Origin of the sequence: Sphingobium sp. ba1, assembly GCF_000743655.1 — a bacterium.
Classification (GTDB): Bacteria; Pseudomonadota; Alphaproteobacteria; order Sphingomonadales; family Sphingomonadaceae; genus Sphingobium.
This window is the reverse complement of sequence record NZ_JPPQ01000069.1, coordinates 2,347,940-2,368,901: the sequence shown is the minus strand read 5'-3', so window position 1 is coordinate 2,368,901 and position 20,962 is coordinate 2,347,940. Positions and strand designations below refer to the sequence as shown.

General features: G+C 64.0%; 20 protein-coding genes and 1 pseudogene. 10 read left to right on the top strand and 11 right to left on the bottom strand.

Features of this window, described 5'->3' with window-relative positions:
- From IL54_RS14615 to IL54_RS14600, 4 genes are all read right to left on the bottom strand, one after another.
- A partial coding sequence (locus IL54_RS14615) for a glycoside hydrolase family 3 N-terminal domain-containing protein (protein ID WP_037478761.1) occupies positions 1-822 on the bottom strand: 822 nt, incomplete at its 3' end.
- Positions 823-874: 52 nt separating this feature from the next.
- Positions 875-1,597 carry an SPOR domain-containing protein gene (locus IL54_RS14610; RefSeq protein ID WP_037476603.1) on the bottom strand — a complete coding sequence of 241 codons (723 nt, stop codon included), beginning with the start codon at positions 1,595-1,597 and terminating at the stop codon, positions 875-877.
- A 22-nt stretch (positions 1,598-1,619) separates the two neighbouring features.
- Positions 1,620-3,344, bottom strand: coding sequence for an arginine--tRNA ligase (argS, locus tag IL54_RS14605; protein WP_037478758.1), 1,725 nt, complete (start codon positions 3,342-3,344; stop codon positions 1,620-1,622).
- Positions 3,345-3,539: 195 nt separating this feature from the next.
- Positions 3,540-4,148, bottom strand: coding sequence for a hypothetical protein (locus tag IL54_RS14600; RefSeq protein ID WP_037478756.1), 609 nt, complete (start codon positions 4,146-4,148; stop codon positions 3,540-3,542).
- 168 nt (positions 4,149-4,316) lie between these two features.
- Between IL54_RS14600 and ispH the strand changes: the two genes are divergently transcribed.
- The 3 genes from ispH to rnhA are packed head-to-tail and all read left to right on the top strand — an operon-like array spanning position 4,317 to position 6,748.
- Positions 4,317-5,276, top strand: a complete 960-nt coding sequence (ispH, locus tag IL54_RS14595) for a 4-hydroxy-3-methylbut-2-enyl diphosphate reductase (RefSeq protein WP_037476602.1) — start codon at positions 4,317-4,319, stop codon at positions 5,274-5,276.
- A gap of 3 nt (positions 5,277-5,279) precedes the next feature.
- Positions 5,280-6,257, top strand: coding sequence for a homoserine kinase (gene thrB / locus IL54_RS14590; RefSeq protein ID WP_037476601.1), 978 nt, complete (start codon positions 5,280-5,282; stop codon positions 6,255-6,257).
- Between the two features lie 44 nt (positions 6,258-6,301).
- Positions 6,302-6,748, top strand: a complete 447-nt coding sequence (gene rnhA, locus IL54_RS14585; protein WP_037476600.1) for a ribonuclease HI — start codon at positions 6,302-6,304, stop codon at positions 6,746-6,748.
- A gap of 13 nt (positions 6,749-6,761) precedes the next feature.
- On the opposite strand, the gene aguB is transcribed toward rnhA, so the two are convergent.
- Together aguB and IL54_RS14575 are read right to left on the bottom strand one after the other, a co-directional pair.
- Entirely contained in the window at positions 6,762-7,610 is an 849-nt protein-coding gene (gene aguB / locus IL54_RS14580) for an N-carbamoylputrescine amidase (protein ID WP_037476599.1), read from the bottom strand.
- A gap of 117 nt (positions 7,611-7,727) precedes the next feature.
- Complete coding sequence (locus tag IL54_RS14575) at positions 7,728-8,711, bottom strand: agmatine deiminase family protein (protein ID WP_037476598.1); 984 nt, start codon at positions 8,709-8,711, stop codon at positions 7,728-7,730.
- A 100-nt stretch (positions 8,712-8,811) separates the two neighbouring features.
- Here IL54_RS14575 and IL54_RS14570 point away from each other — a divergent pair, with 100 nt between their 5' ends.
- On the top strand, positions 8,812-9,264 hold the full coding sequence (locus IL54_RS14570; RefSeq protein ID WP_037476597.1) for a DUF6265 family protein: 453 nt from the start codon (positions 8,812-8,814) through the stop codon (positions 9,262-9,264).
- Positions 9,265-9,363: 99 nt separating this feature from the next.
- Here the strand turns inward: IL54_RS14570 and IL54_RS14565 are convergent, their stop codons facing one another.
- Positions 9,364-11,043 carry a M28 family peptidase gene (locus tag IL54_RS14565; protein ID WP_037476596.1) on the bottom strand — a complete coding sequence of 560 codons (1,680 nt, stop codon included), beginning with the start codon at positions 11,041-11,043 and terminating at the stop codon, positions 9,364-9,366.
- 131 nt (positions 11,044-11,174) lie between these two features.
- Between IL54_RS14565 and IL54_RS14560 the strand changes: the two genes are divergently transcribed.
- Positions 11,175-13,154: a S9 family peptidase gene (locus IL54_RS14560; RefSeq protein ID WP_237748892.1), complete on the top strand. Its 1,980-nt coding sequence runs from the start codon at positions 11,175-11,177 to the stop codon at positions 13,152-13,154.
- Positions 13,155-13,220: 66 nt separating this feature from the next.
- Here IL54_RS14560 and rpsD read toward each other — a convergent pair whose 3' ends face one another.
- Entirely contained in the window at positions 13,221-13,835 is a 615-nt protein-coding gene (gene rpsD, locus IL54_RS14555; protein WP_037476595.1) for a 30S ribosomal protein S4, read from the bottom strand.
- A gap of 188 nt (positions 13,836-14,023) precedes the next feature.
- Here rpsD and IL54_RS14550 point away from each other — a divergent pair, with 188 nt between their 5' ends.
- Positions 14,024-14,320 carry a chorismate mutase gene (locus IL54_RS14550; protein ID WP_037476594.1) on the top strand — a complete coding sequence of 99 codons (297 nt, stop codon included), beginning with the start codon at positions 14,024-14,026 and terminating at the stop codon, positions 14,318-14,320.
- Here IL54_RS14550 and IL54_RS14545 read toward each other — a convergent pair.
- Positions 14,317-15,453 carry a pyridoxal phosphate-dependent aminotransferase gene (locus tag IL54_RS14545; protein ID WP_037476593.1) on the bottom strand — a complete coding sequence of 379 codons (1,137 nt, stop codon included), beginning with the start codon at positions 15,451-15,453 and terminating at the stop codon, positions 14,317-14,319. The two genes, IL54_RS14550 and IL54_RS14545, sit on opposite strands and share 4 nt — an antisense overlap.
- A gap of 66 nt (positions 15,454-15,519) precedes the next feature.
- Here IL54_RS14545 and IL54_RS14540 point away from each other — a divergent pair, with 66 nt between their 5' ends.
- The gene (locus tag IL54_RS14540; RefSeq protein ID WP_037476592.1) at positions 15,520-15,783 is read left to right on the top strand and encodes a hypothetical protein; all 264 of its coding nucleotides are present in this window, start codon (positions 15,520-15,522) and stop codon (positions 15,781-15,783) included.
- Here IL54_RS14540 and IL54_RS14535 read toward each other — a convergent pair.
- Both IL54_RS14535 and IL54_RS14530 read right to left on the bottom strand, forming a co-directional pair.
- Positions 15,760-16,887, bottom strand: coding sequence for an NAD(P)/FAD-dependent oxidoreductase (locus IL54_RS14535; protein ID WP_037476591.1), 1,128 nt, complete (start codon positions 16,885-16,887; stop codon positions 15,760-15,762). The genes IL54_RS14540 and IL54_RS14535 overlap by 24 nt on opposite strands.
- Positions 16,884-17,861 (bottom strand): alpha/beta fold hydrolase, encoded by a 978-nt coding sequence (locus IL54_RS14530; RefSeq protein ID WP_443211323.1) that lies wholly within the window; start codon positions 17,859-17,861, stop codon positions 16,884-16,886. Before IL54_RS14530 ends, IL54_RS14535 begins: the two co-directional genes overlap by 4 nt.
- Positions 17,862-17,903: 42 nt before the next feature.
- Here IL54_RS14530 and IL54_RS14525 point away from each other — a divergent pair.
- The 3 genes and pseudogenes from IL54_RS14525 to IL54_RS14515 all read left to right on the top strand — a co-directional run bounded on the left by IL54_RS14525 (position 17,904) and on the right by IL54_RS14515 (position 20,962).
- Positions 17,904-18,384: pseudogene (locus IL54_RS14525) on the top strand (A24 family peptidase).
- Positions 18,385-18,432: 48 nt separating this feature from the next.
- On the top strand, positions 18,433-19,446 hold the full coding sequence (cpaB, locus tag IL54_RS14520) for a Flp pilus assembly protein CpaB (RefSeq protein ID WP_037476589.1): 1,014 nt from the start codon (positions 18,433-18,435) through the stop codon (positions 19,444-19,446).
- A gap of 1 nt (position 19,447) precedes the next feature.
- Positions 19,448-20,962, top strand: coding sequence for a type II and III secretion system protein family protein (locus tag IL54_RS14515; protein ID WP_037476588.1), 1,515 nt, complete (start codon positions 19,448-19,450; stop codon positions 20,960-20,962).

Here is a 20,962-nt window from a genome sequence, read left to right as displayed (position 1 = left end):
GCCCCCCGCCGCAACGACACCTGCGGCCAGTTCCGCGATGCTGCCATCCAGCGCCTTCATATCGAGATCATCGGACATCAGGAGGCCGTCAAAGCCGATGGAATCGCGGATGATCCCGCCGATCACCTTGGGCGACAGGCTGGCAGGCTGTTCGGCATCCCAGGCGGTATAGACGACATGCGCCGTCATCCCCATCGGTGCCCAGTTCAGTGTGCGGAACGGGCCAAGGTCGGTTTCCAGCGCATTGAGGTCGGCCTTCACCACCGGCAGTTCCAGATGGCTGTCGACCAAGGCGCGACCATGCCCCGGCATATGTTTGACGATGCCGACCACACCGCCCTGCGCGAGCCCCTCCAGCGTCGCGCGGCCTAGCGCCGCCACGCGCATCGGTTCGGCTCCCAACGTCCGGTCGCCCATGATGTCGCTTGCGCCCTCCTGCCGCACATCCAGCAAGGGCAGCGCATCGACGGTGATGCCGACTTCCGCCAGCGTCAGGGCGATAGCATGGGCATTGGCCCGCGCCGCCGCGATCGCGCTCGACGGCGCGACGTCATAGAGGCGATCGAACACGGCGCCGGGTGGAAAGGCTGGCCAGACCGGCGGTGCCATCCGCGCGACGCGACCACCTTCCTGATCGATCATGATCAGCACATCGTCGCGCCCATGCAAAGCGCGCAGATCGTCGGTCAGCGCGCGCAGTTGCGCCCGATCGACGATGTTGCGCTTGAACAGGATATAGCCTGCGGGCTGCGCTTCGGCAAAGAAGGCGCGCTCGTCAGGAGTCAGGACTGGCCCGGACAGGCCGAAAATAACAGGCTTCATGGCGTCGACGGTAACGATGTGCGGCCCTTCTGTCGAAGGGCTTTATCCAATCCTAATTGACCATCAGGCAGCTTTCGCCCGCTACCTTGAGCTTGCCGCAAATCACGCTGGCCTGCCCCCCCGCACTGGCGCGCAGGCGGTAGACGGTGCCGCCGCCGACCTGGGCCGGTTCGACGGTCATGGCGAGTGGCGCGAGATAGGCGAAGCGCTTGGACAGGCGGCTCCACGCATCCTTGGCACCCGCCGCGCTGCCATAGGCGCCCAGTTGGATCATCGCGCCACCGCTCGCGGCCTTGGTGGCGGCAACGGGCGTGTTGCTTGTGCCGTCGGTCACGGGCGCGGAGACGCTTTGCGCAGGCTTGACCGGCACGACCGGCCTGGTGCCGGTGGGCGCAGGCGTGCCCTTGGCCATCGGCGTTTCAGGCACGCGGCTGGGGTCGATCCGTCCGTCGCGCGCCACGCCTTCGCTCGCGGCGAAGCTGGCATCGCCCTCGCCATCGAACTTGCGCGCATCGGCTTCATTGGCCGCGATCTTATAGTCCTGCGGCGGCGCGGCGATGAGTTGCCCTTCACCGGCCAGATTAGCGCCGTTGCGATTCTGCACCCACCACACGCCGGCGACAACCGCGCCGACCAGCATCAGGCCGAGCAGGATCAAGCCGAGCAGACGCAACGGCGAGAGGCTTTCCGGGTCGCTATCGTCGATCGCAGGCTCCAGCCAGGGCAGCCGGTCCTCATCGTCGAAATCGAGTCGACCGCGCCCATAGTCGCTCATCGTCACTTCACTCCGCTTTCATTCACTGCATTTCGGTCAGCGCGACCACGCCCATCAGGGCGAGGCCGTTGCGGATAATCTGCCCTATTCCCTGCGCCAGGGAAAGCCGTGCCGCCGTCATCGCCGGATCGTCGGCCAGGATCACCCGCGCGCGCGGATCGTCATTACCCATATTCCACCAGCCATGGAAAGCGGACGCCAAGTCATTGAGATAGAAGGCAATACGGTGCGGCTCGCGCATCTGCGCTGCCCCTTCCACCACGCGCGGGAATTGCGCGGCGAGCTTGACCAGGCCCAATTCGGCCGTCCCAAGAAGGGACAGGTCGGCTGCGGGAAGTGCAATCCCCGCCTCCTGCGTCCGCCGTCCGAGCGAAGAAATGCGCGCATGGGCATATTGGACGTAGAAGACAGGATTATCCTTCGAGGCTTCCACCACCTTGGCAAAGTCGAAATCCATCTGCGCATCGGCCTTGCGCGTCAGCATGGTGAAGCGCACGACATCCTTGCCCACTTCGCCCACGACATCGGCGAGCGTCACAAAATTACCCGCGCGTTTGGACATCTTCACCGGCTCGCCATCGCGCAGCAGGCGGACCATCTGAATGAGCTTGACGTCGAACCGCGCCTTGCCCTCGGTCAGCGCAGCGACTGCCGCCTGGATGCGCTTGACGGTCCCGGCATGGTCCGCGCCCCAAATGTCGATCAACTGGTCCGCGCTCTGCGCCTTCTGATAATGATAGGCCATGTCGGCGCCGAAATAGGTCCAGCTGCCGTTCGACTTCTTGATCGGCCGATCCTGATCGTCGCCAAATTTGGTCGAGCGAAATAGCGGCAGTTCGACCGGCTCCCAATCGTCGGGCAATTCGCCCTTGGGCGCTTCCAGCACGCCATCATAGACCAGATCCTGCGCCCGCAGCCAGGCTTCGGCCTGCTCCGGCTTGCCCGCCGCCTGCAACTCCGCCTCGGACGAGAAGATGTCATGATGGATGCCGAGCAGCGCGAGATCGTCGCGGATCATGTCCATCATCTTCGCCACGGCGAAGGTGCGGAAGGTCACCAGCCAGTCGGCTTCGGGTGCATCCACGAACCGATCGCCATATTCGGCGGCCAATGCTTGGCCCACCGGGACGAGATAATCGCCCGGATACAGGCCTTCGGGGATGGCGATCGTTTCGCCCAGCGCTTCGCGGTAGCGCAGGTGCGCCGACCGGGCGAGGACATCGACCTGCCCGCCCGCGTCATTGATATAATATTCGCGGATCACCTTATGCCCGGCATATTCCAGCAGCGTGGCAAGCGCGTCGCCCACCACTGCGCCCCGGCAATGGCCCATATGCATGGGGCCTGTCGGGTTAGCGGAGACATATTCGATATTGACGGTGACGCCCTGCCCGACATCGGACCGGCCATAATCATCGCCATCGGTCTGGATCGCCGCGAGTTCCGCGCGCCATGTCGCATCCGTCAGCGTCAAGTTGATGAAGCCCGGCCCGGCGATCGAGGCGCTTTCGACCTCTTCGAGCGCTTGCAGCTTCGCGACGATCGCTTCGGCCAAGGCGCGCGGATTGGTGCCAGCAGGCTTCGCCAGCACCATCGCCGCATTGGTCGCCATGTCGCCATGGCTGGGGTCGCGCGGTGGCTCGACCGTTACCGGCTTGCGGTTGAGGCCAGCGGGCAGAATGCCATCGGCCTCCAGCGCGTCCAGCACGGCGTCGAGATGGGCGGTAAAACGGGTGTAAAGGGACACGGACATTTCCTCGAAAACAGCGGGGTCTCTACCACGAGTTCTCCCCTTGTTCCCCGGCGAAAGCCGGGGTCCAGTTCAGGGCGCGGGACTGGGCCCCGGCTTTCGCCGGGGAACGCTTCCATCCCTGTCCTTCCCTTTTCGGGAAAGACCGCCTCTTCGACCTAGTTAAGGGCGAACGGCATAATAAGTTCGCCCTTAACGGGTCGCGTTATAGCGCAACTGATCCTGGGTCAGGTTGAACCCGACCAGCAGTTCGAAACTGGTTCGTGCCAGCGCCGCCTTGACGTCGGGCTGGGCGAAAGGATCGATCGCGGCGTCGGCGTCGCCCGCCTTACGCTTCTGGACGATCTTCGCCTGAATGTCCGCCGGCAGCGTGGCCGAGGATTTCTCGACATAGGAGGCGGCCTTCGCCTGCGCGCTGGCGCGATAGTCGCCCGGCGCGAAATTGAGCGTGACCTGGCCCACCCGCTTGGCGACCACGGCATTGCCGCCGCGCACCACGGCGGAATAATAAGGCAGCGTCACCTGCCGCGCCGCGCTCGCATCGCTGCGCCGGGCATTCACGGTGAAGGTCGCTTCAGTGTAGAATTGCGCGCCATCGGTGCAGGTCGATCGCAGGTCGGTGATGTTGGCCACCACGTCGATCGCCGAGGCATCGGTGCTGTTGGCCGGGTTGAACAGCGTGATGTCACCGGTATAGGCCGGCACCGCCGCCACCGGGCAAGCAGACCGCACTGCGACGATACCGCCGGACGCATCGATTTCTCCCCGGCGCGAACAGCCCGCCAGGGTCAAAGCCAGCATGGCAGTCAGGGCGACACGAGACAGACAGACGTTCCTTGGCACAGGCAGATAATCCTTGGCATGGCCCATCGGCCGAAAGCATCGCGCTTCCTTATCCATCCGCCGTCGCCCACGCAACCGGAAGGAAGCGGCTTTCCTCGTGGCTTACATTCGCCTAAGCGCGAAGACATGACCGAGCCCACCGCCGCCCGCCCGCCAATGACCCTGCTGATCGCCGCCCCGCGCGGCTTTTGCGCCGGGGTCGACCGCGCCATCATCATCGTGGAAAAGGCGATCGAAGCCTATGGCGCGCCGGTCTATGTCCGCCATGAAATCGTTCATAACAAATATGTGGTGGATAGCCTGAAGGCGAAGGGCGCGATCTTCGTCGAGGAACTGGACCAGGTGCCCGATGGCGTGCCGGTGGTCTTTTCCGCCCATGGCGTGCCCAAGGCGGTCCCGGCCAAGGCGGAGGAGCGTGGCCTGTCCTATCTCGACGCCACTTGCCCCCTGGTCAGCAAGGTGCATCGCCAGGCCGAACGGCAGGTGGAACTAGGCCGCCACATCCTCTTCATCGGGCATAAGGGCCATCCCGAAGTCATCGGCACATTCGGCCAGGTGCCCGATGGATCGATGACGCTCATCGAAACGGTCGAGGACGCAGAAGCGTTCGCGCCGACCGATGCCGACAATCTGGCGTTCCTGACGCAAACGACGCTGTCGGTGGACGATACTGCCGCGATCGTCGCCGTGCTACAACGTCGCTTCCCCGACATCGCCGCGCCCAAGGGCGAGGACATTTGCTACGCCACGTCCAACCGCCAAACGTCGGTCAAGGCGATCGCGCCTCGTTGCGATGCGCTCTATGTCATCGGCGCGCCCAATAGCTCCAACTCGCTGCGACTGGTGGAGGTCGCCGAGCGCGAAGGCACCCGCGCCCGGCTGATCCAGCGCGCCGATGAAATCGACTTCGACTGGCTCGACGGGGTGACGACATTGGGCCTGACCGCTGGGGCGTCCGCGCCGGAGATATTGGTGCGCGAAGTCGTGAATGGCCTTGCGGCGCGCTATGAAGTGACCGAGGAAATCGTCGAAACCGCGCGCGAAAGCATCGCCTTCAAATTGCCGCGCGGGTTGGAGGCGGTTTGATCCATGGCCGTCTATACGCAGGTTCCGGCCGAAGAAATCGACGCCTTCCTCACCCGCTATGACGCAGGCCGCCTCGTTTCCGCCAAGGGGATCGCCGAAGGGGTGGAAAACAGCAATTATCTGCTCGAAACCACCGGCGCGGATGGTTCGGGCCATCGTTACATCCTCACCCTCTATGAAAAACGGGTGGATGAGGCTGACCTACCGTTCTTCATGGACCTGCTCGACCATCTGGGCGCGCGCGGCTGCCTTGTCCCCCGCTTCATCGCCGATCGCAGCGGCCAGCGATTGCAGCAGTTGGCGGGACGCCCGGCCTGCCTGATCGAGTTCCTGACCGGCATTTCCGTAACCGAGCCGACCCCGGCGCAATCGCGCGCGGCGGGCCAGGCGCTCGGCGAACTGCATCGCGCGGCCGACGGCTTTGCGAGCGAGCGCCCCAACGCGCTCGACAAGGCGGGCTGGCATGATCTGGCGCGCAAATGCGGCGCGGATTTCGACCAGATCGCCCCCGGCCTCGCCGCACGGGTCGTTGATGAACTGGCTTTTCTCGACGCCCACTGGCCAGCCGACCTGCCGCGAAGCGTCATCCATGCCGACCTGTTCCCCGACAATGTGCTGATGCTGGGCGATCGGGTCACGGGCCTGATCGACTTTTATTTCAGTTGCACCGATGTCCGCGCCTATGACCTGGCCATCACCCATAGCGCCTGGACGTTCAGCCATGACGGCGCGACCTTCTTTGGCGACCGGGCGGCGGCGCTGGGTGCGGGCTATGCCCAAGCGCACGGGCTGACCGATGCGGAACGCGCTGCCTTCCCGATCCTGTGCCGGGGCGCGGCGCTGCGTTTCCTGCTGACCCGCGCCTATGACTGGATCAACACGCCGGCCGATGCGCTGGTCACGCGCAAAGACCCGCTCGCCTATCTGCGCAGGCTCGACTTCTACGCCAACGCCGATGCAGCCGACCTGCTCGGCGCATAACCCTTGATCCGGTCGCCTCTTTCGACGCGATCGGAGGAGACAGCATGACTGACCTGCCGACCGTAGAGATTTTCACCGATGGCGCGTGCAAGGGCAATCCCGGCCCTGGCGGCTGGGGCGCGGTGCTGCGCTTTGGCGCGAAGGAAAAGGAAATATCGGGCGGCGAGGCGCAGACCACCAATAACCGGATGGAGATGATGGCCGCGGTCGAGGCGCTCAATGCGTTGAGCAAACCCTGCCGCGTGACGCTCTATACCGACAGCAAATATGTGATGGACGGCATCACCAAATGGATTTTCGGCTGGCAGAAAAATGGCTGGAAGACCGCTGATCGCAAGCCGGTGAAGAATGCCGAAGTCTGGCAGCTATTGGTTCAGGCCACCGCGCGGCATCAAGTGACCTGGCAATGGGTCAAGGGCCATGCCGGTCACCCGGAAAATGAGCGCGCCGACCAGCTCGCCTGCGCCGCGGCGGAGAGCTTCCGCCGCTGACGCCTGCCTCGCGTCAGATATCCTGCGCGATCCGCCCGTACAGCTCCGGCCGCCGATCGCGGAAGAAGCCCATGCCTGCGCGATGGGTGCGCGCCTGCGCTAGGTCCAGCGTCGCCACCAGCGCACCGAAATCCTTGGCATCGCCATCGGCGATCAGGTCGCCCCATTCGTCGCTGATGAAGCTGTGGCCGTAGAAACGCTGGCCATCCTCCTCGCCGATCCGGTTGGCGGCGATCACCGGCATGCAATTGCTGACCGCATGGCCGATCATCGCGCGCCGCCACATGCGGCTGGTGTCGAGGTCCGCATCATAGGGTTCCGATCCGATCGCGGTCGGATAAAACAGCATCTCCGCGCCCATCAGTGCCATCACCCGCGCACATTCGGGATACCATTGGTCCCAGCAGATGCCGACACCGATCGTGCCATAGCGGGTCGGCCACACCTTGAAGCCGGTATTGCCGGGGCGGAAATAATATTTTTCCTCATAGCCCGGCCCGTCGGGAATATGGCTCTTGCGATAGACGCCCATGATCTCGCCCTGATCATCGATCATCGCGAGCGAATTATAATGATGCTGCCCGTCGCGCTCGAAATAGCTGGTCGGGATATAGACGCCCAGATCCTTGGCCAGCTTGCGCATTTCCTGCACCGCCGGATGGCTGTCGGTCGGCTGCGCCAGCGCGAACAGCGCTTCGTCCTCGACCCGGCAGAAATACGGCCCTTCGAATAATTCGGGCGGCAATATGATCTTCGCGCCGCGCGCGGCGGCCTTGGTCACATGCTCGGCCACCTTGGCGATATTCTCGCCCATATCGTCCGAAAAGCTGAGCTGGAGCGCGGCAACGGTTACTTTGGTCATGTCGTCTATTTCTCCGTTCGCCCTGAGCCTGTCGAAGGGCTCCACCGAGCGATAGCGAGGTGCCTTCGCTTGCGCTCAGGCGCGGGCTTCGACTTCGCTCAGCCCGAACGGTTGATGTTAAACACTTGGCATTTGCTGGCTGCAGCAATGAAAACTGCCGCCGCCTGACAATATGGCATCGCTGCGCAGCCCGACAATATCCCGCCCCGGAAAGAAGGGGGCCAGCGTATCTAGCGCCGCCTGATCATTGGGCTGACCATAGATGGGCACGATGACGGCCGCGTTGCCGACATAGAAATTCATGTAGCTCGCGGGAATCGCCTCGCCATCGACGATCACCCGCCCCGGCGACGGCATGTCCACCACGGTAACGCCATGGGCGCTCGCTCGCGCGCGTGCATCGGCGTAGATCGCCGCATTGGGATCGTCCTCCGTCGTCGCGATCGGCAGTGCCAGCAGCCCTTCGCCCACGAACCGCGCCAGATTGTCGACATGCCCATCGGTATGGTCATTCAGCAATCCATCGCCGAGCCAGAGCATGTCGGAGAGGCCTAGGCTCCCGGCCAGCAGCGTTTCGATCTTGCCCCGGTCGAGGTCCGGGTTGCGATTGGGATGGAGCAGGCATTGTTCGGTGGTCACGAACAGGCCAGTGCCATCGGTATCGACCGCCCCGCCCTCGAACACCCACTGCTGCGTCGATGTCGGCAAGCCGGTGGTCGCCGCCAGCCGTGCGCCGATATCCTCGTCGCCCGCCATCTGATATTTCCCGCCCCAGCCATTGAAGCCGAAATCGACCAAAGCCCGCGCCTTGCCGTTCAGCACGGCGATCGGCGCGGTATCGCGCAGCCAGACGTCGCCCAGCGGCTGCACGACGATCGACACGCCGGGCGCGACCAAGGCCCGCGCGGCATCGGCATCACTCTCGTTCGCGACGACCAGCCGCACCTCTTCGCCACGTCCTTCAGCGTGGAGCGCGCTCGCAAAGGCCGCTATCTGGGCCCGCGCCGCATCGAACGCGCCGGGCCATTCATCCGCGTTGGTCGGAAAGCCGATCCAGGTCCAGTCGTGCGGTGCCCATTCGGCAGGCATACGGAAAGTCATGCAATGTCGTCCTTACTCGGCGTAAAGGCCGATCCGTGATAGCGGGCGTTAGGCGCGTTCCATAGCGCGCCGGATCGGGTCTGGACAGAGGGCGGAAGCCATGAAGAGAAGAGTTTCGACGATCATAGCGGCACTGTTGATAGCGCTGCCCGTCCACGGCAGCGCAGGCGAATTGCCCGATTGGCTGACCGGGGAATGGGTGCAAAAGCGCGACGATCGCTGGAGCGAGGAAGTGTGGACGCTGCCACGCGGCGGCGTGATGATCGGCGTGGGGCGCACCGGGCGCGGCGAAAAGCTGCAATCCTGGGAAGTGATGCGCATCGTTCGCGCAGCCGACGGATCGCTCGCATTCCACGGCGCCCCCGAAGGTGGTCCTGCAACCATCTTCCCTGCGATAGCCGAAGGGGTGCGCGACATCAGCTTTGCCAATCCTGCCCATGATTATCCGCAACGAATCCGCTACTGGCGCGAGGGTCGCCTGCTCATGGCGGAAACGGCGAATATGGATGGCAGTCGGGCGCAGAACTGGACCTATGCCCCGGCCGGGGAATAGGTCCAAAAGCGCCGTTCGCTTCGAGCGAAGTCGAGAAGTAGAAGCGCGGTGCCGGCGTTTCTCGACTTCGCTCGAAACGAATATAGGTTTGTTGACTGACTATTTCCCTGCCCGATCCTTGTCGCGGATCGCGCGAAATTCGTCGCCATCCACCCAATTGGGCCAGTCGGTCGTATTCGCCAGATCGCGCCCGACCGTATAATAGAGCTTCAGGTCGGCCAGCACGCCGGTCCAGTCCCAATTGGGATCATATTCATCCTTTGGCCCGTGGTAGCGGTTCTTGGTATAATCTTCCGCTGCGGCCATGCCCGCCGCCGTGCCGCCATTGACCAGATCCTCGCCGCCCTCGAAATAGAGCATCGGCAGGCCGTGCTTGGCGAAGCTGAAATGGTCGGAGCGATAATAATAGCCCTTCTCCGGCGTCGGCTCCACCGTCGCGACCCGGTCCTGCGCGGCCAAGGCGCGGTCGAGATAGGCGTCGAGTTGCGACTTGCCCTTGCCGATCACCACCACATTCTTGGCGCGCCCTGCGACCGACAGTGCATCCATGTTCACTCCGCCAACGGTCTGGTTGAACGGCACCACCGGATTGCTGCCATAATAGGCCGACCCCAATAGCCCCGATTCCTCGGCCGTCACCGCCAGGAACACTTGGCTGCGATCGGTCGGCCCCGCCTTTACATTGGCCTCCGCCAGCGCCACCAGCGCCGCCGTGCCGGTCGCATTGTCGACCGCGCCATTGCAGATGTCATCGCCATCGGGCGCGGCCTGGCATCGGCCCAGATGGTCCCAATGCGCGCTGTAGAGGACAAAGTCGTCCGGCCGCGTCTTGCCGGGCAACAGCGCGACGACATTCTTCGAACTATGTTTGCGCAGGTCGTTGTCGAACGACACCGACGCCTTGACCGCGTCCAGCGGCACCGCCTTGAACCCGGCTTGCTTGGCGGCTGCCATCTGCGCGGTCAGGTCCAGCCCGGCGCTGGCGAACAAAGCCGCCGCCTTGTCCTTCTGAATCCAGCCGATCGCCGAAGATTGCTTGGCATTGCCATCCGCACTGTCAGCGACATGCTGCGCGCCGGTCCAACTCGATTGCACGACGTTCCAGCCATAGGCGGCGGGCACCGTATCATGCACGATGATCGCGGCGGCCGCGCCCTGCCGCGCGGCTTCCTCATATTTATAGGTCCAGCGGCCATAATAGGTCATCGCCCGGCCATTGAACGGCCCGGTCAGGCCCGTCGCTTCATAATCGGGATCATTGACCAGAATGATGACGGTCTTGCCCTTCACATCCACGCCCGCATAGTCGTTCCACCCCTTTTCGGGGGCGTTGATGCCATAGCCCACGAACACGACCGGGCTGTCCTTGACCGCGATGCTGGGCTGGGTCGTGCGATAAGTGCCGACCACCATTTCGGGGCCATAGCTGGCGCTGACCGCACTCTTGCCGCCCATGAAAGTCAGCGGCGACACATTCTTGGCATTGATCTCGACCAGCGGGACATCCTGAAACCAGCTGCCCTTGTTGCCCGGCTTCAGCCCCAGCTTGCTGAACTCCGCCACCAGCAGCGCCAGCGTCTTCTCCTCGCCCGCAGAGCCAGGCGCGCGGCCCTCATAGGCGTCGGACGACATTTCCTGCACCAGCCGCTTCATCGTATCGATTGATGGCTCGGCGGCATCGGGTGCCGCAGCGACCGACGCGGGCGGCGCATCCATGCCATCGGTGGCACAGGCGGAAAGGGCGAGAACGGCGGCAATCGCCGCGATGGAGCTACGCATGAAAGGCACCCTTTATTCTTGTGATAGCAGGGTGATGCCACTGTGCGGGACACAGGGCAAGCAAGGCCGTTGCCAAGTCTGCAGCGCTCGCCTAGCCATTTGTTACTGGGGCAATGGGGGAGTGAATGGGCATGATCGGATTTCGCAAGGCAGTGATCATGGCGGCGCTGGCCACCGGAACCGCGCCGGTTGCGCTGGCGCAAACCCCGCCTGATGCCCTCGCCAAGGCCTTTGGCGCGCGCGAAACTGTGATTTCCGCCAGCATTTCGCCCGATGGCCAGAAAATCGCACTGATTTCGGCGGGGCCAGGACGAACGAGCCGCGCTTATGTGTTGGAGGCCAAGGAAGGTGCGGAGTTGACGGTGGCGGCCACGACCACCGGTAAACCGGAATATCTCTCCAGCTGCGATTGGGTCGCGACCGATCGCCTAGCTTGCCAGATTTATGGCGAAAGCCGCTATGCCGACGACGTCTATGGCTTCAGCAACATTTTCGCGGTGGATGCATCCGGCGGCAACGCCAAACTGCTGAGCCAGCGGCGGGGCCAAAATGCGTTGCATGCCGATTTTCGCGGGGGTGACATCGTCGATCTGCTGCCCGGCGAAGACGGCGCGATATTGATGACCCGATCCTATGTCCCTGAAGCCAAGATCGGCAGCCTTGTGGAAAAGCGGCTGGAGGGGCTCGGTGTCGATCGCATCGATACCCGCAGTGGCAGCGGCAAGCGGGTTGAAACACCGGCCAAACTGGCGATCGACTATATTTCGGATGGTACCGGCACTGTCCGGATCATGGGGCTGCAAGAGAATAAGGGCACGGGCTATGCCAGGGGCACCTATAAATTCCTTTACAGACCGCTAGGCAAATCAGGCTGGGACGACCTTTCCACCTATGACGTGCGCGACTATAGCGGCTTCTATCCTCTCGCGGTCGAGCCGCAGCAGAATATTGCCTATGGCTTTGAAAAGACCAACGGGCGTAGGGCGCTCGTATCGATCGCGCTTGACCCTGGGCAGGAAAAGAAAGTCGTCTTCGCCCATCCGCAAGTCGATGTCGCCGGTTTGATCCGCGTCGGGCGGGAGCGCCGGGTCGTGGGCGTCAGCTATGTGCTGGAGCATCGCGAAGCCGTGTATTTCGACAAAGACGCAGCTTCTCTTGTTACCTCATTGGGTAAGGCGCTGGGTGGCAAGGCCGTTCACATCGGCGACATGAGCAGCGATGGACAACGGGTGCTGGTGTGGGCCGGCAGCGACATCGATCCGGGCCAATATTATCTGTTCGACCGGACGGCGCGCAAATTGTCGCCCCTGATGCCGGATCGTCCCGAACTAGCGGGCCGCCAGCTCGCCACGATGCAATCGACGAGCTTCAAGGCGATTGATGGGGTAACGATCCCAGCCTATCTGACGCTGCCGCCCGGCAAAGAAAGCGCCAAGGGTCTGCCCGCCATCGTCCTGCCCCATGGCGGCCCGGAGTCGCGGGACGAATGGGGTTTCGACTGGTTGGTGCAATATTATGCGGCGCGAGGCTTCGCCGTAATCCAGCCGCAGTTTCGCGGTTCCTATGGTTTTGGCGAACAATGGCTGATGCAAAATGGCTATCGATCCTGGCGCAAGGCGATCGGCGACGTCGTGGACGCCGGACGATGGCTGGTGGCACAGGGCATTGCCGACCCGGCGAAGCTGACCATCGCGGGCTGGTCCTATGGCGGCTATGCGGCGCTGCAGGCGCAGGTCATCGACCCCGATCTGTTCAAGGCGGTGGTCGCCATCGCGCCCGTCACGGATTTCGGCGATCGATTGCGCCGCGCGCAATATGACAGCAGTTACCTCGTTCAGCAGCAGCGCATGGGCACTGGCCCGGAGGCCGAAGACGCTTCGCCATCCAGCCATGCCGCGCAGTTCCGCGCCCCGGTCCTGATGTTTCACGGCACAAACGACGGCAATGTCGACATCAGCCAGGCAAAAATCATGCAAGGCAAACTGGAAGGCGCGGGCAAGCGCAGCCGCTTGGTCATCTATGACGGGCTGGCGCACAGCCTGAACGACAGCGATGCGCGCGCCGACATGCTCCAGCAGAGCGCCGACTTCCTGCTGGCGGCGGGGAAATAGCCCCAGATAGAAAAAGGGCGGCTCCTTGCGGAACCGCCCTTTTTCGTAAGTCTGTCGGAAAACCGATTAGCGCGAATAGAATTCGACGACCAGGTTCGGTTCCATCTTCACCGGATAGGGCACTTCGTCCAGCGTCGGTACGCGGACATAGCTGACCTTGGCGGCACCGTCGGGTGCGACATAGTCGGGGATGTCGCGCTCGGCCAGGGCCTGTGCTTCCATCACCAGCGCCATTTCCTGCGCCTTCTTGCCCAGCGTGATCTCGTCGCCCGGCTTCACCAGACGCGACGCGATGTTGCACTTCACGCCGTTCACATAGATGTGGCCGTGTGAAACGATCTGGCGGGCCGAAAAGATGGTCGGCGCGAACTTGGCGCGATAGACAACGGCGTCCAGGCGGCGTTCCAGCAGACCGATGAGGTTCTGGCCGGTATCGCCCTTCATGCGGCTCGCTTCGAAATAGTTCTTCTTGAACTGCTTCTCGGTGATGTCGCCATAATAGCCCTTGAGCTTCTGCTTGGCGCGCAGCTGGATGCCGTAATCGGACACCTTGCCCTTACGACGCTGGCCGTGCTGACCCGGACCATATTCGCGCTTGTTGACAGGCGACTTGGGACGGCCCCAGATGTTCTCGCCCATGCGACGGTCGAGTTTATACTTGGCGCTTGTGCGCTTCGTCATGATAATTCCTTCGATATGCTAACAACGTTACCCCGGTATCGCCTACGTCCGTATTGCGTCGAAACACTCAGGGGCAGGGCCACCGCTTCACCGGGATGCGGGACCAATCGCGAAGGCGCGCCTATGGAGAGAAGGGCCGGGCATGTCAACCCTCGACACGGCTGGACGCGCGGCTTAGTCCGGCACTCATGAACCCTGAAGACTATAGCAGCATGGCGCAGGTGCGTGCGGGCGTCGATGCGCTGGATCGCCAGCTCGTCGCCCTGCTTGCCGAGCGCTTTGCGCATATGCGCGCCGCCGCCCGCATCAAGCCCGATCGCAGCGCCGTGCGCGACGAAGCCCGCAAGGCGCAGGTCATCGCCAATGCCTGCGCCGAGGCGGAGCGGCTGGGCGCGCCCGCCGACATCATCGCTGAATTATGGGAGCAACTGGTCGAAGCGTCGATCGCCTATGAGATGGCGACGTTCGACCGGACGCGCAGCTAAGCGCGGCGCTGCGCCGCGAACCAGGGGATCATTCGCGCGACCGCATCCTCGACCCGGTCGGTCGACACCGCAAAGCTGAAGCGGATGAAGCGATGCCCGTCGACGGGATCGAAATCGATCCCCGGTGCGGTCGCCACCCCCGTCTCGCGCAACAGCCGCTGGCAAAAGCCCAGGCTGTCCTGCGTCAGATGCCCGACATCGGCATAGATATAGAAGGCCCCGTCGGGCGGCGCGATCCGGGCCAGCCCTAGCGCGGGCAGCGCGTCGAGCAGCAATTGCCGGTTGCGGCGATAGGTTTCGACATGCGCCTCCAACTCATCGGCGCAATCGAATGCCGCCAGCCCCGCCTGCTGCGCCAGTACCGGCGGCGTCAGGAACAAATTGCCCATCCGCGCCCGCGCCGCGTCGATCAGCGCGGGCGGCACGATGATCCACCCAAGCCGCCACCCGGCCATGCTGAAATATTTGGAAAAACTGTTCACGATCACGGCGTCGGGCGCATATTCCAGCATCGAATGGGCTGGCTCGCCAAAGCTCAGCCCATGATAGATTTCGTCCGACACGATGCGAATGCCGCGATCGGCACAGACCTGCGCGATCCGTTCCAGTTCGTCGGCGGGAATGATGGTGCCGGTCGGATTGGCCGGGCTGGCCAGGATCAGTCCGTCGGGTGCTGGATCGATCGCCGCCAGCGCCTTGGCACTGATCTGATAGCGTTCGGCCGGGCCGCATCCGACCTCGACAGGCTCCAGATAGAGCGCCTTCAACGTATTGCGATAGGCGACATAGCCCGGCCGCGCCGTCGCCACCCGCGCGCCGGGCGCGAACAGGCTGGTCAGCGCCAGCACCAGACCCGGCGACGCGCCACAGGTCAACAGCACCTGCTCGGCCTCCACCGCCACGCCATGCCGTTCGGCATAAAGATGCGCGATCCGCTCTTTGAGCGTCGGGCTTTCCCAATAGCCCATCGGATCGGTGTCCAGCACATGATGCGCCCTGGCGATGGCGGCGGCAGGCGCGCCGGTCGATGGTTGGCCGAATTCCATATGCAGGATGGAACGGCCCTGCGCTTCGAGGGCATGGGCTTCGCGGCTGATGGCGATGGCGTGGAACGGGTCGATGCTGGCGATCATGCGCGCCTGCCTAGGCCGCTGCCTACCTGATCGCAACCATGCGGCTGGCCCGGCGTTCAAAGATCCATGTCCGACACCATCCTTACTACCCTGCAATATTATGGCGCGGGTGCCGCCACGTTGGCAGCCTTGATCGTCTCACTGAACCTTGGCCGACGGATCACCGGCTGGGCCTTTGTGCTGTTCGTCACCAGCTCGATCGCGTTGATTGGCTGGGGCTTTCTGGCCGAGGATAGCGAGGGGATTGGCTGGCAGAATGTCGCGCTGCTCGTCATCAACGCCGTCGGCGTATGGCGCTATCTGATTTCAAAGCACAAGCCGCGCGATTGACGATCGAAACCGGGCCGGATCATAGGTAGCAGCATCGATTGGCGCGAGAGGGTCTGGCGGTGCCACACCCCGGATCAGGCTGGCCGCAAACATCGCAGCAGCCGGTGCCGTCTGGATGCCGAAACCGCCCTGCCCCGCGAACCAGAAAAAGCCCGGCATGTCGGGATCGAAGCCATAGACCGGCGCACGATCGGGCGCGAAGCTGCGCAAGCCAGCCCAGCGATGCTCGATGCCCGCCACTGGCCAGTCCACCACCGCCTCGAACCGCGCCACCGCCTGCGCCACGGCCATCTCTTCCGGCGCAGCATCGCAGGGTGGCGAGGGCACTTCGTCATGCGGGGTCAGCCACACCCGGTCGCGCCCTTCCGGCTTGAAATAAAAGCCACCGCCAAGATCCATCACCAACGGCAGGTCGGGCGAAGGCAAGGATGGCACCCGCAATTGCGCCACTGTCCGCCGCAGCGGTGTGATCCCGACCGGCGCGACGCCGCAGGCCTGCGCGACATCATCCGCCCAGGCACCCGCCGCATTGACGATCAAGCCGCAGGCCAGCGGCCCGTCCGCTGTCTCGATCCGCCAGCCACTCCCCTCGCGCCGTGCGCTGATCAGCCGCGCGCCCAGTTGCATCGCCCCCCCGCGCCGACGCAATTGCCGCAACCATGCCTGATGCAGCGCCGCGACATCGATATCGCGGCAGCTCGCCTCCATCACGCCCAGCGTCCAGTCGGGCCTTAGTCCCGGCACATAGGCGGCCGGATCGACCGGCTGCAAATCCACCCTGCCCGCAAAATCCGCGATCAGCGCAGCGCGCGCCGCTTCATCCGAAGCCCGCCCGATATGCAGGGTGCGGCGCGGCGACAGGAAGCTGCCGTCATGAAAGTCGGGATCGGGGGCCGCCAGCATTGGTCCCGATGCCGTGGTCAGCGGCTGGACCGCCGGGCCGCCATAGGTTTCTTCCCAGAAGGCCACGGACCGGCCGGTCGCATGATAGCCCGCCTGCCGCTCCATCTCCAAAACCAGCACGCGGCCATGCGCCGCCAGTTCCGCACCCAGGCTGGCCCCCGCCATCCCGCCACCGACAATCACGATATCGGGCAGGCTCACCGGGCGGCCTCATCCAGAAAAGCATCGATCCGCCCCAGCGCATCCAGACGTACCCCGTCCAGTTCGCGCAGGATTTCATGCGCCGCCTCGCGCCCATAGACATGCAGTTGCGCACCCGAAATGCGGGCCGCCGCCGCCCGGATGGCGGGCGTGGACACCAGCTGATCCACGCGCGTCGCCAATATCAACAAAGGCACGTCGATCTGCGTGAGGCCATCGCCTTCGCTCAGTGCCCGCGTCGATTCGAGCGCCTGCGCGACCCAGTTCCAGCTTGGCGGCCCCAGGGCAATCTCGCGACTATGGTCGCGCCACCATAGTTCGTCGGCATAGCGTTCCGGGTCATGCGTCAGGCGCTTCTGCCGCATCCGCCGCTGCCGCTCCGAATCCTCCTTCTGCGTCCAGGCGCGCAGCCGCCCCTTGCCACGCCGGATCATCCCCTGTGCGACCATCACCGCCAGCCAGCGTGGCAGCGGCGCGCTGTGCAGGCCCAGCATCGGCGCAACGGCAACCGCTGCATCGGGTGGCGTCATCCCCTCGGCGAGCGCCCGCAGCAGCATATGCCCGCCCATGCTATGCGCCACCATCGCGCTTGGTCCGCTACCCTGCGCCCGCCAGTCGTTGGCCAGGGCGCGCAGGTCAGCGATATAGTCGGCGAAATCGGCGATATGGCCACACAACGGGTCATCCGTCAGACGCCCCGACCCGCCCTGCCCGCGCCAATCGAAACTGGTGACGGCCCAGCCGCGCGCTGCCCAATGGGCAATGACCTCCAGATATTTTTCGATCATGTCGCCGCGCCCGCCCATGACGAGCATGCGGCCGCGCGCGCCGCTGCCCAGTTGGTAACGGCGAATCGGCCAGCCGTCAGGCGCAGTCCAATAGTCCAGCCGCCCGCCCATCGGCCAGGCGCGCCGGTCCAGAACCGGTGTGTCGAAGGCCGGAGCCGGAGAAAGGGGCGAATCCATGAACCGCATGGTTACGGTTTGGTAAGTCATCAGGTCTAGGGAATAGTGCCCATGTTAGGGGAATATTTCCGGCTGGCGCTGATCGTCGCCCTGGGCGCGCTGCTGATTGCGGCGGCGATCACCGATTTGCGCGCGCGGATCATTTCCAACCGGCTCAACTCCGTCATCGCCGCGCTCGCACCGCTCTGGTGGATCGCCTGCGGCCTCAACCTGTGGCCCGATGTCGCGGTGCAACTGCTGGTGGGCGGCATCGTCTTCATCCTCTTCACCGCCCTGTTTTCGATGGGCATGATGGGCGGCGGCGACGTCAAGCTGCTCGCCGCTTTGGCGCTTTGGTTTCCCTGGCAGGCGGTCATCTCGCTGCTGGTACTGATGGCGCTGCTGGGCGGTCTCGTCACCCTGATAACGGTGATCCATCACCGCATGACCCGGCGGCTGGGCCAGCCCGAAATACCCTATGGCGTGGCGATCTCACTCGCCGCTTTGTGGCTGCTACCTTGGCCAACGATATCTTAACCAATTTACGGGATGAGTAGGGCACTGGGGGCAGTGTAGCCGCTTGAGGGAGGCGAATTTCGTCATGGATGCCAAGAAGATCGTGCTGCTGGTGGGGGCGCTTATCATAGCAGTCACTACAGCCTTGCTTGCACGCAACATGTTGAGTTCTTCGAGCACGCCGCAGGCCACCGCCTCGTCGATGCCGACCGAAGCGGATCAGCCCCATGTGCTGGTTGCGACCAAGGCCTTGCCCGTCGGCACCATCCTCGACGCGGAAAGTTTCCGCTTCCAGCCCTGGCCCAAGGATCTGATCGAACAGGCCTATTATCTCAAGGGACAGGCCGATCCGGTCAAGCTGGCAGGCAGCGTCGTGCGCACCGCCATCTCCGCCGGGCAGCCCTTGACCCAGGGTGGCCTGGTCAAGCCGGGCGATCGGGGCTTCCTCGCCGCCGCGCTTGGCGCTGGTATGCGCGCCGTGACGGTGCCCGTTTCGGCGCAAAGTTCGGTTGCAGGCTTCGTTTTTCCGGGCGACCGCATCGACCTCGTCCTGACGCAAAGCGTTGCGGGCGGCGGCGATGGCGAACCGCTCCGCGTGTCGGAAACCATCCTGCGCAACATCCGCGTCCTGGCCACCGACCAGCGCATGGATGCCATGGGTGAAGATGGCAAGCCGGTGGTGCAGACCTATTCCAACGTCACGATCGAAGTGACGCCCAAGATCGCCGAGAAGATCGCGGTCGCTCAGACGGTCGGCTCCCTGTCGCTGTCGCTGCGCTCGCTGGCCGACAACTCCTCGGACCTCGACGCGGCCATTGCCGGTACGGATGTCGAACTGCCCGATGGGGCCAGCCCGAACGCTGAAAAGGCATTGCTTGCCAAGCTCGCGTCGCGCCCGGTCGATCGTGGTGCCACCTATTCCACCGGCGCCGACGTCTCGCGCTATCAGCGCAGTTCCGTCCCCGCCAAGGCCGAAGCGCCTATGCCACCGATGGTCGCCGCCAATGGCGCACCGATGGGCACGGTCGCCTTCAAAGGCCCAGTCATCCGCGTGGCCCGCGGTACCAGCGTGACCGAAGTTCCGGTCGGGGGGAAGTAAGATGAAGACCATTCACAGCTTCGCACGGCGCATCGCGGTCAAGCCGCTGGCCGCCCCGGCCATCGCCATCGGCCTTGCCATCCTGGCGACCGCCGTTCCCGGCACGGCCGTCAACGCAGCGCCATCCAGCGCGCAGGACAATGCCATCCTGATGTCGGTCGGCGGCAGCCGGGTCGTCAATCTGGGGGCCAAGATGTCAGATGTGGTGATCGGCGACCCGAATGTGGTCGACGTGCATGTTCGCTCGCAGAACCAGCTCTATCTGATCGCCAAGAAGCCGGGGGAAACCACGGTGTTTGCCACCGCCACCAATGGCAAGGTGCTGTTTTCCGGCACGGTGCGGGTCGGCAACAACCTGACCAGCATCGACGACATGCTGCGTCTGGCGATGCCCGGCGCGCAGGTTGCGGTCAACAAGATGAACGGCATGGTCCTGTTGACCGGTACGATCCAGGCGCCCGAAGACGCCGCCGAAGCCGAACGGCTGACGCAGGCTTTCGTCGGCAAGGATGTGACCGTGGTCAGCCGCCTGCGCATGGCGACGCCGTTGCAGGTCATGCTGCAAGTCAAGATTGCCGAAGTCGCCAAGGATGTCGGGCACAAGATCGGCACGAATTTCAGCTCAATCGACAGAAGCGGTGGCAGCACAGCCGGTTTTGTCGGCGGCGGAACCCGCGATTTCGTTGAGTTTAACGAAAATGGCGGGGGAACTTTCAACACTCCGATTAATGGTGGCTACAGCCTCGGCGGCGTCGCCCGCATCCTGGGGTTGGATATAGCCGGTGCGCTGGATCTGGCCGAATCGAGCGGCCTTGCCAGCACCTTGGCGCAGCCGAATCTGACCGCCCTGTCGGGCGAAACCGCCAGCTTCCTGGCGGGCGGTGAATATCCCTACACGATCAACAACGGTCAGCAGGGCAACAGCATCGAGTTCAAACAGTACGGGGTGCAACTCGCCTTCACGCCGACCGTGCTGGCCGATGGACGCATTTCGCTGCGGGTTCGCCCGACCGTGTCGACACTCGACTTCACGCTGAATGCCGATGTTCCCGCGCTCAAGAGCCGCACCGCGGAAACCACGGTGGAACTGGGGTCGGGCCAAGCCTTCATGATTGCTGGCCTGCTCAACAATGAAACGAGCAACGGCATCAACAAGGTGCCCGGCATCGGCAATATCCCGATCCTGGGCAGCCTGTTCAAATCGCGCCAATTCCAGCGCAGCGAGACCGAACTGGTCATCGTCGTCACCCCCTATCTGGTGAAGCCGATGAACGCATCGGACGTGCGCCTGCCGACCGATGGCTTCCGTAACGCGGATGTGGGGCAAGGTCTGTTCCTGCAACAAGGGCATGACGGCGTCAGCGGCGCTCGCGCGCCGATGCCGACCCGCGCGCCTGGTGGCGGCGTGCCGACCCCCGGCCCGCAGGCGATGGCGACCCCGGCCCCGGTCGTTGCCAGCGCCGACAGCCGCAAGGCCGGGAAATCCGGCGCGGCCGCCCCTGGCTTCAGTTTCTGA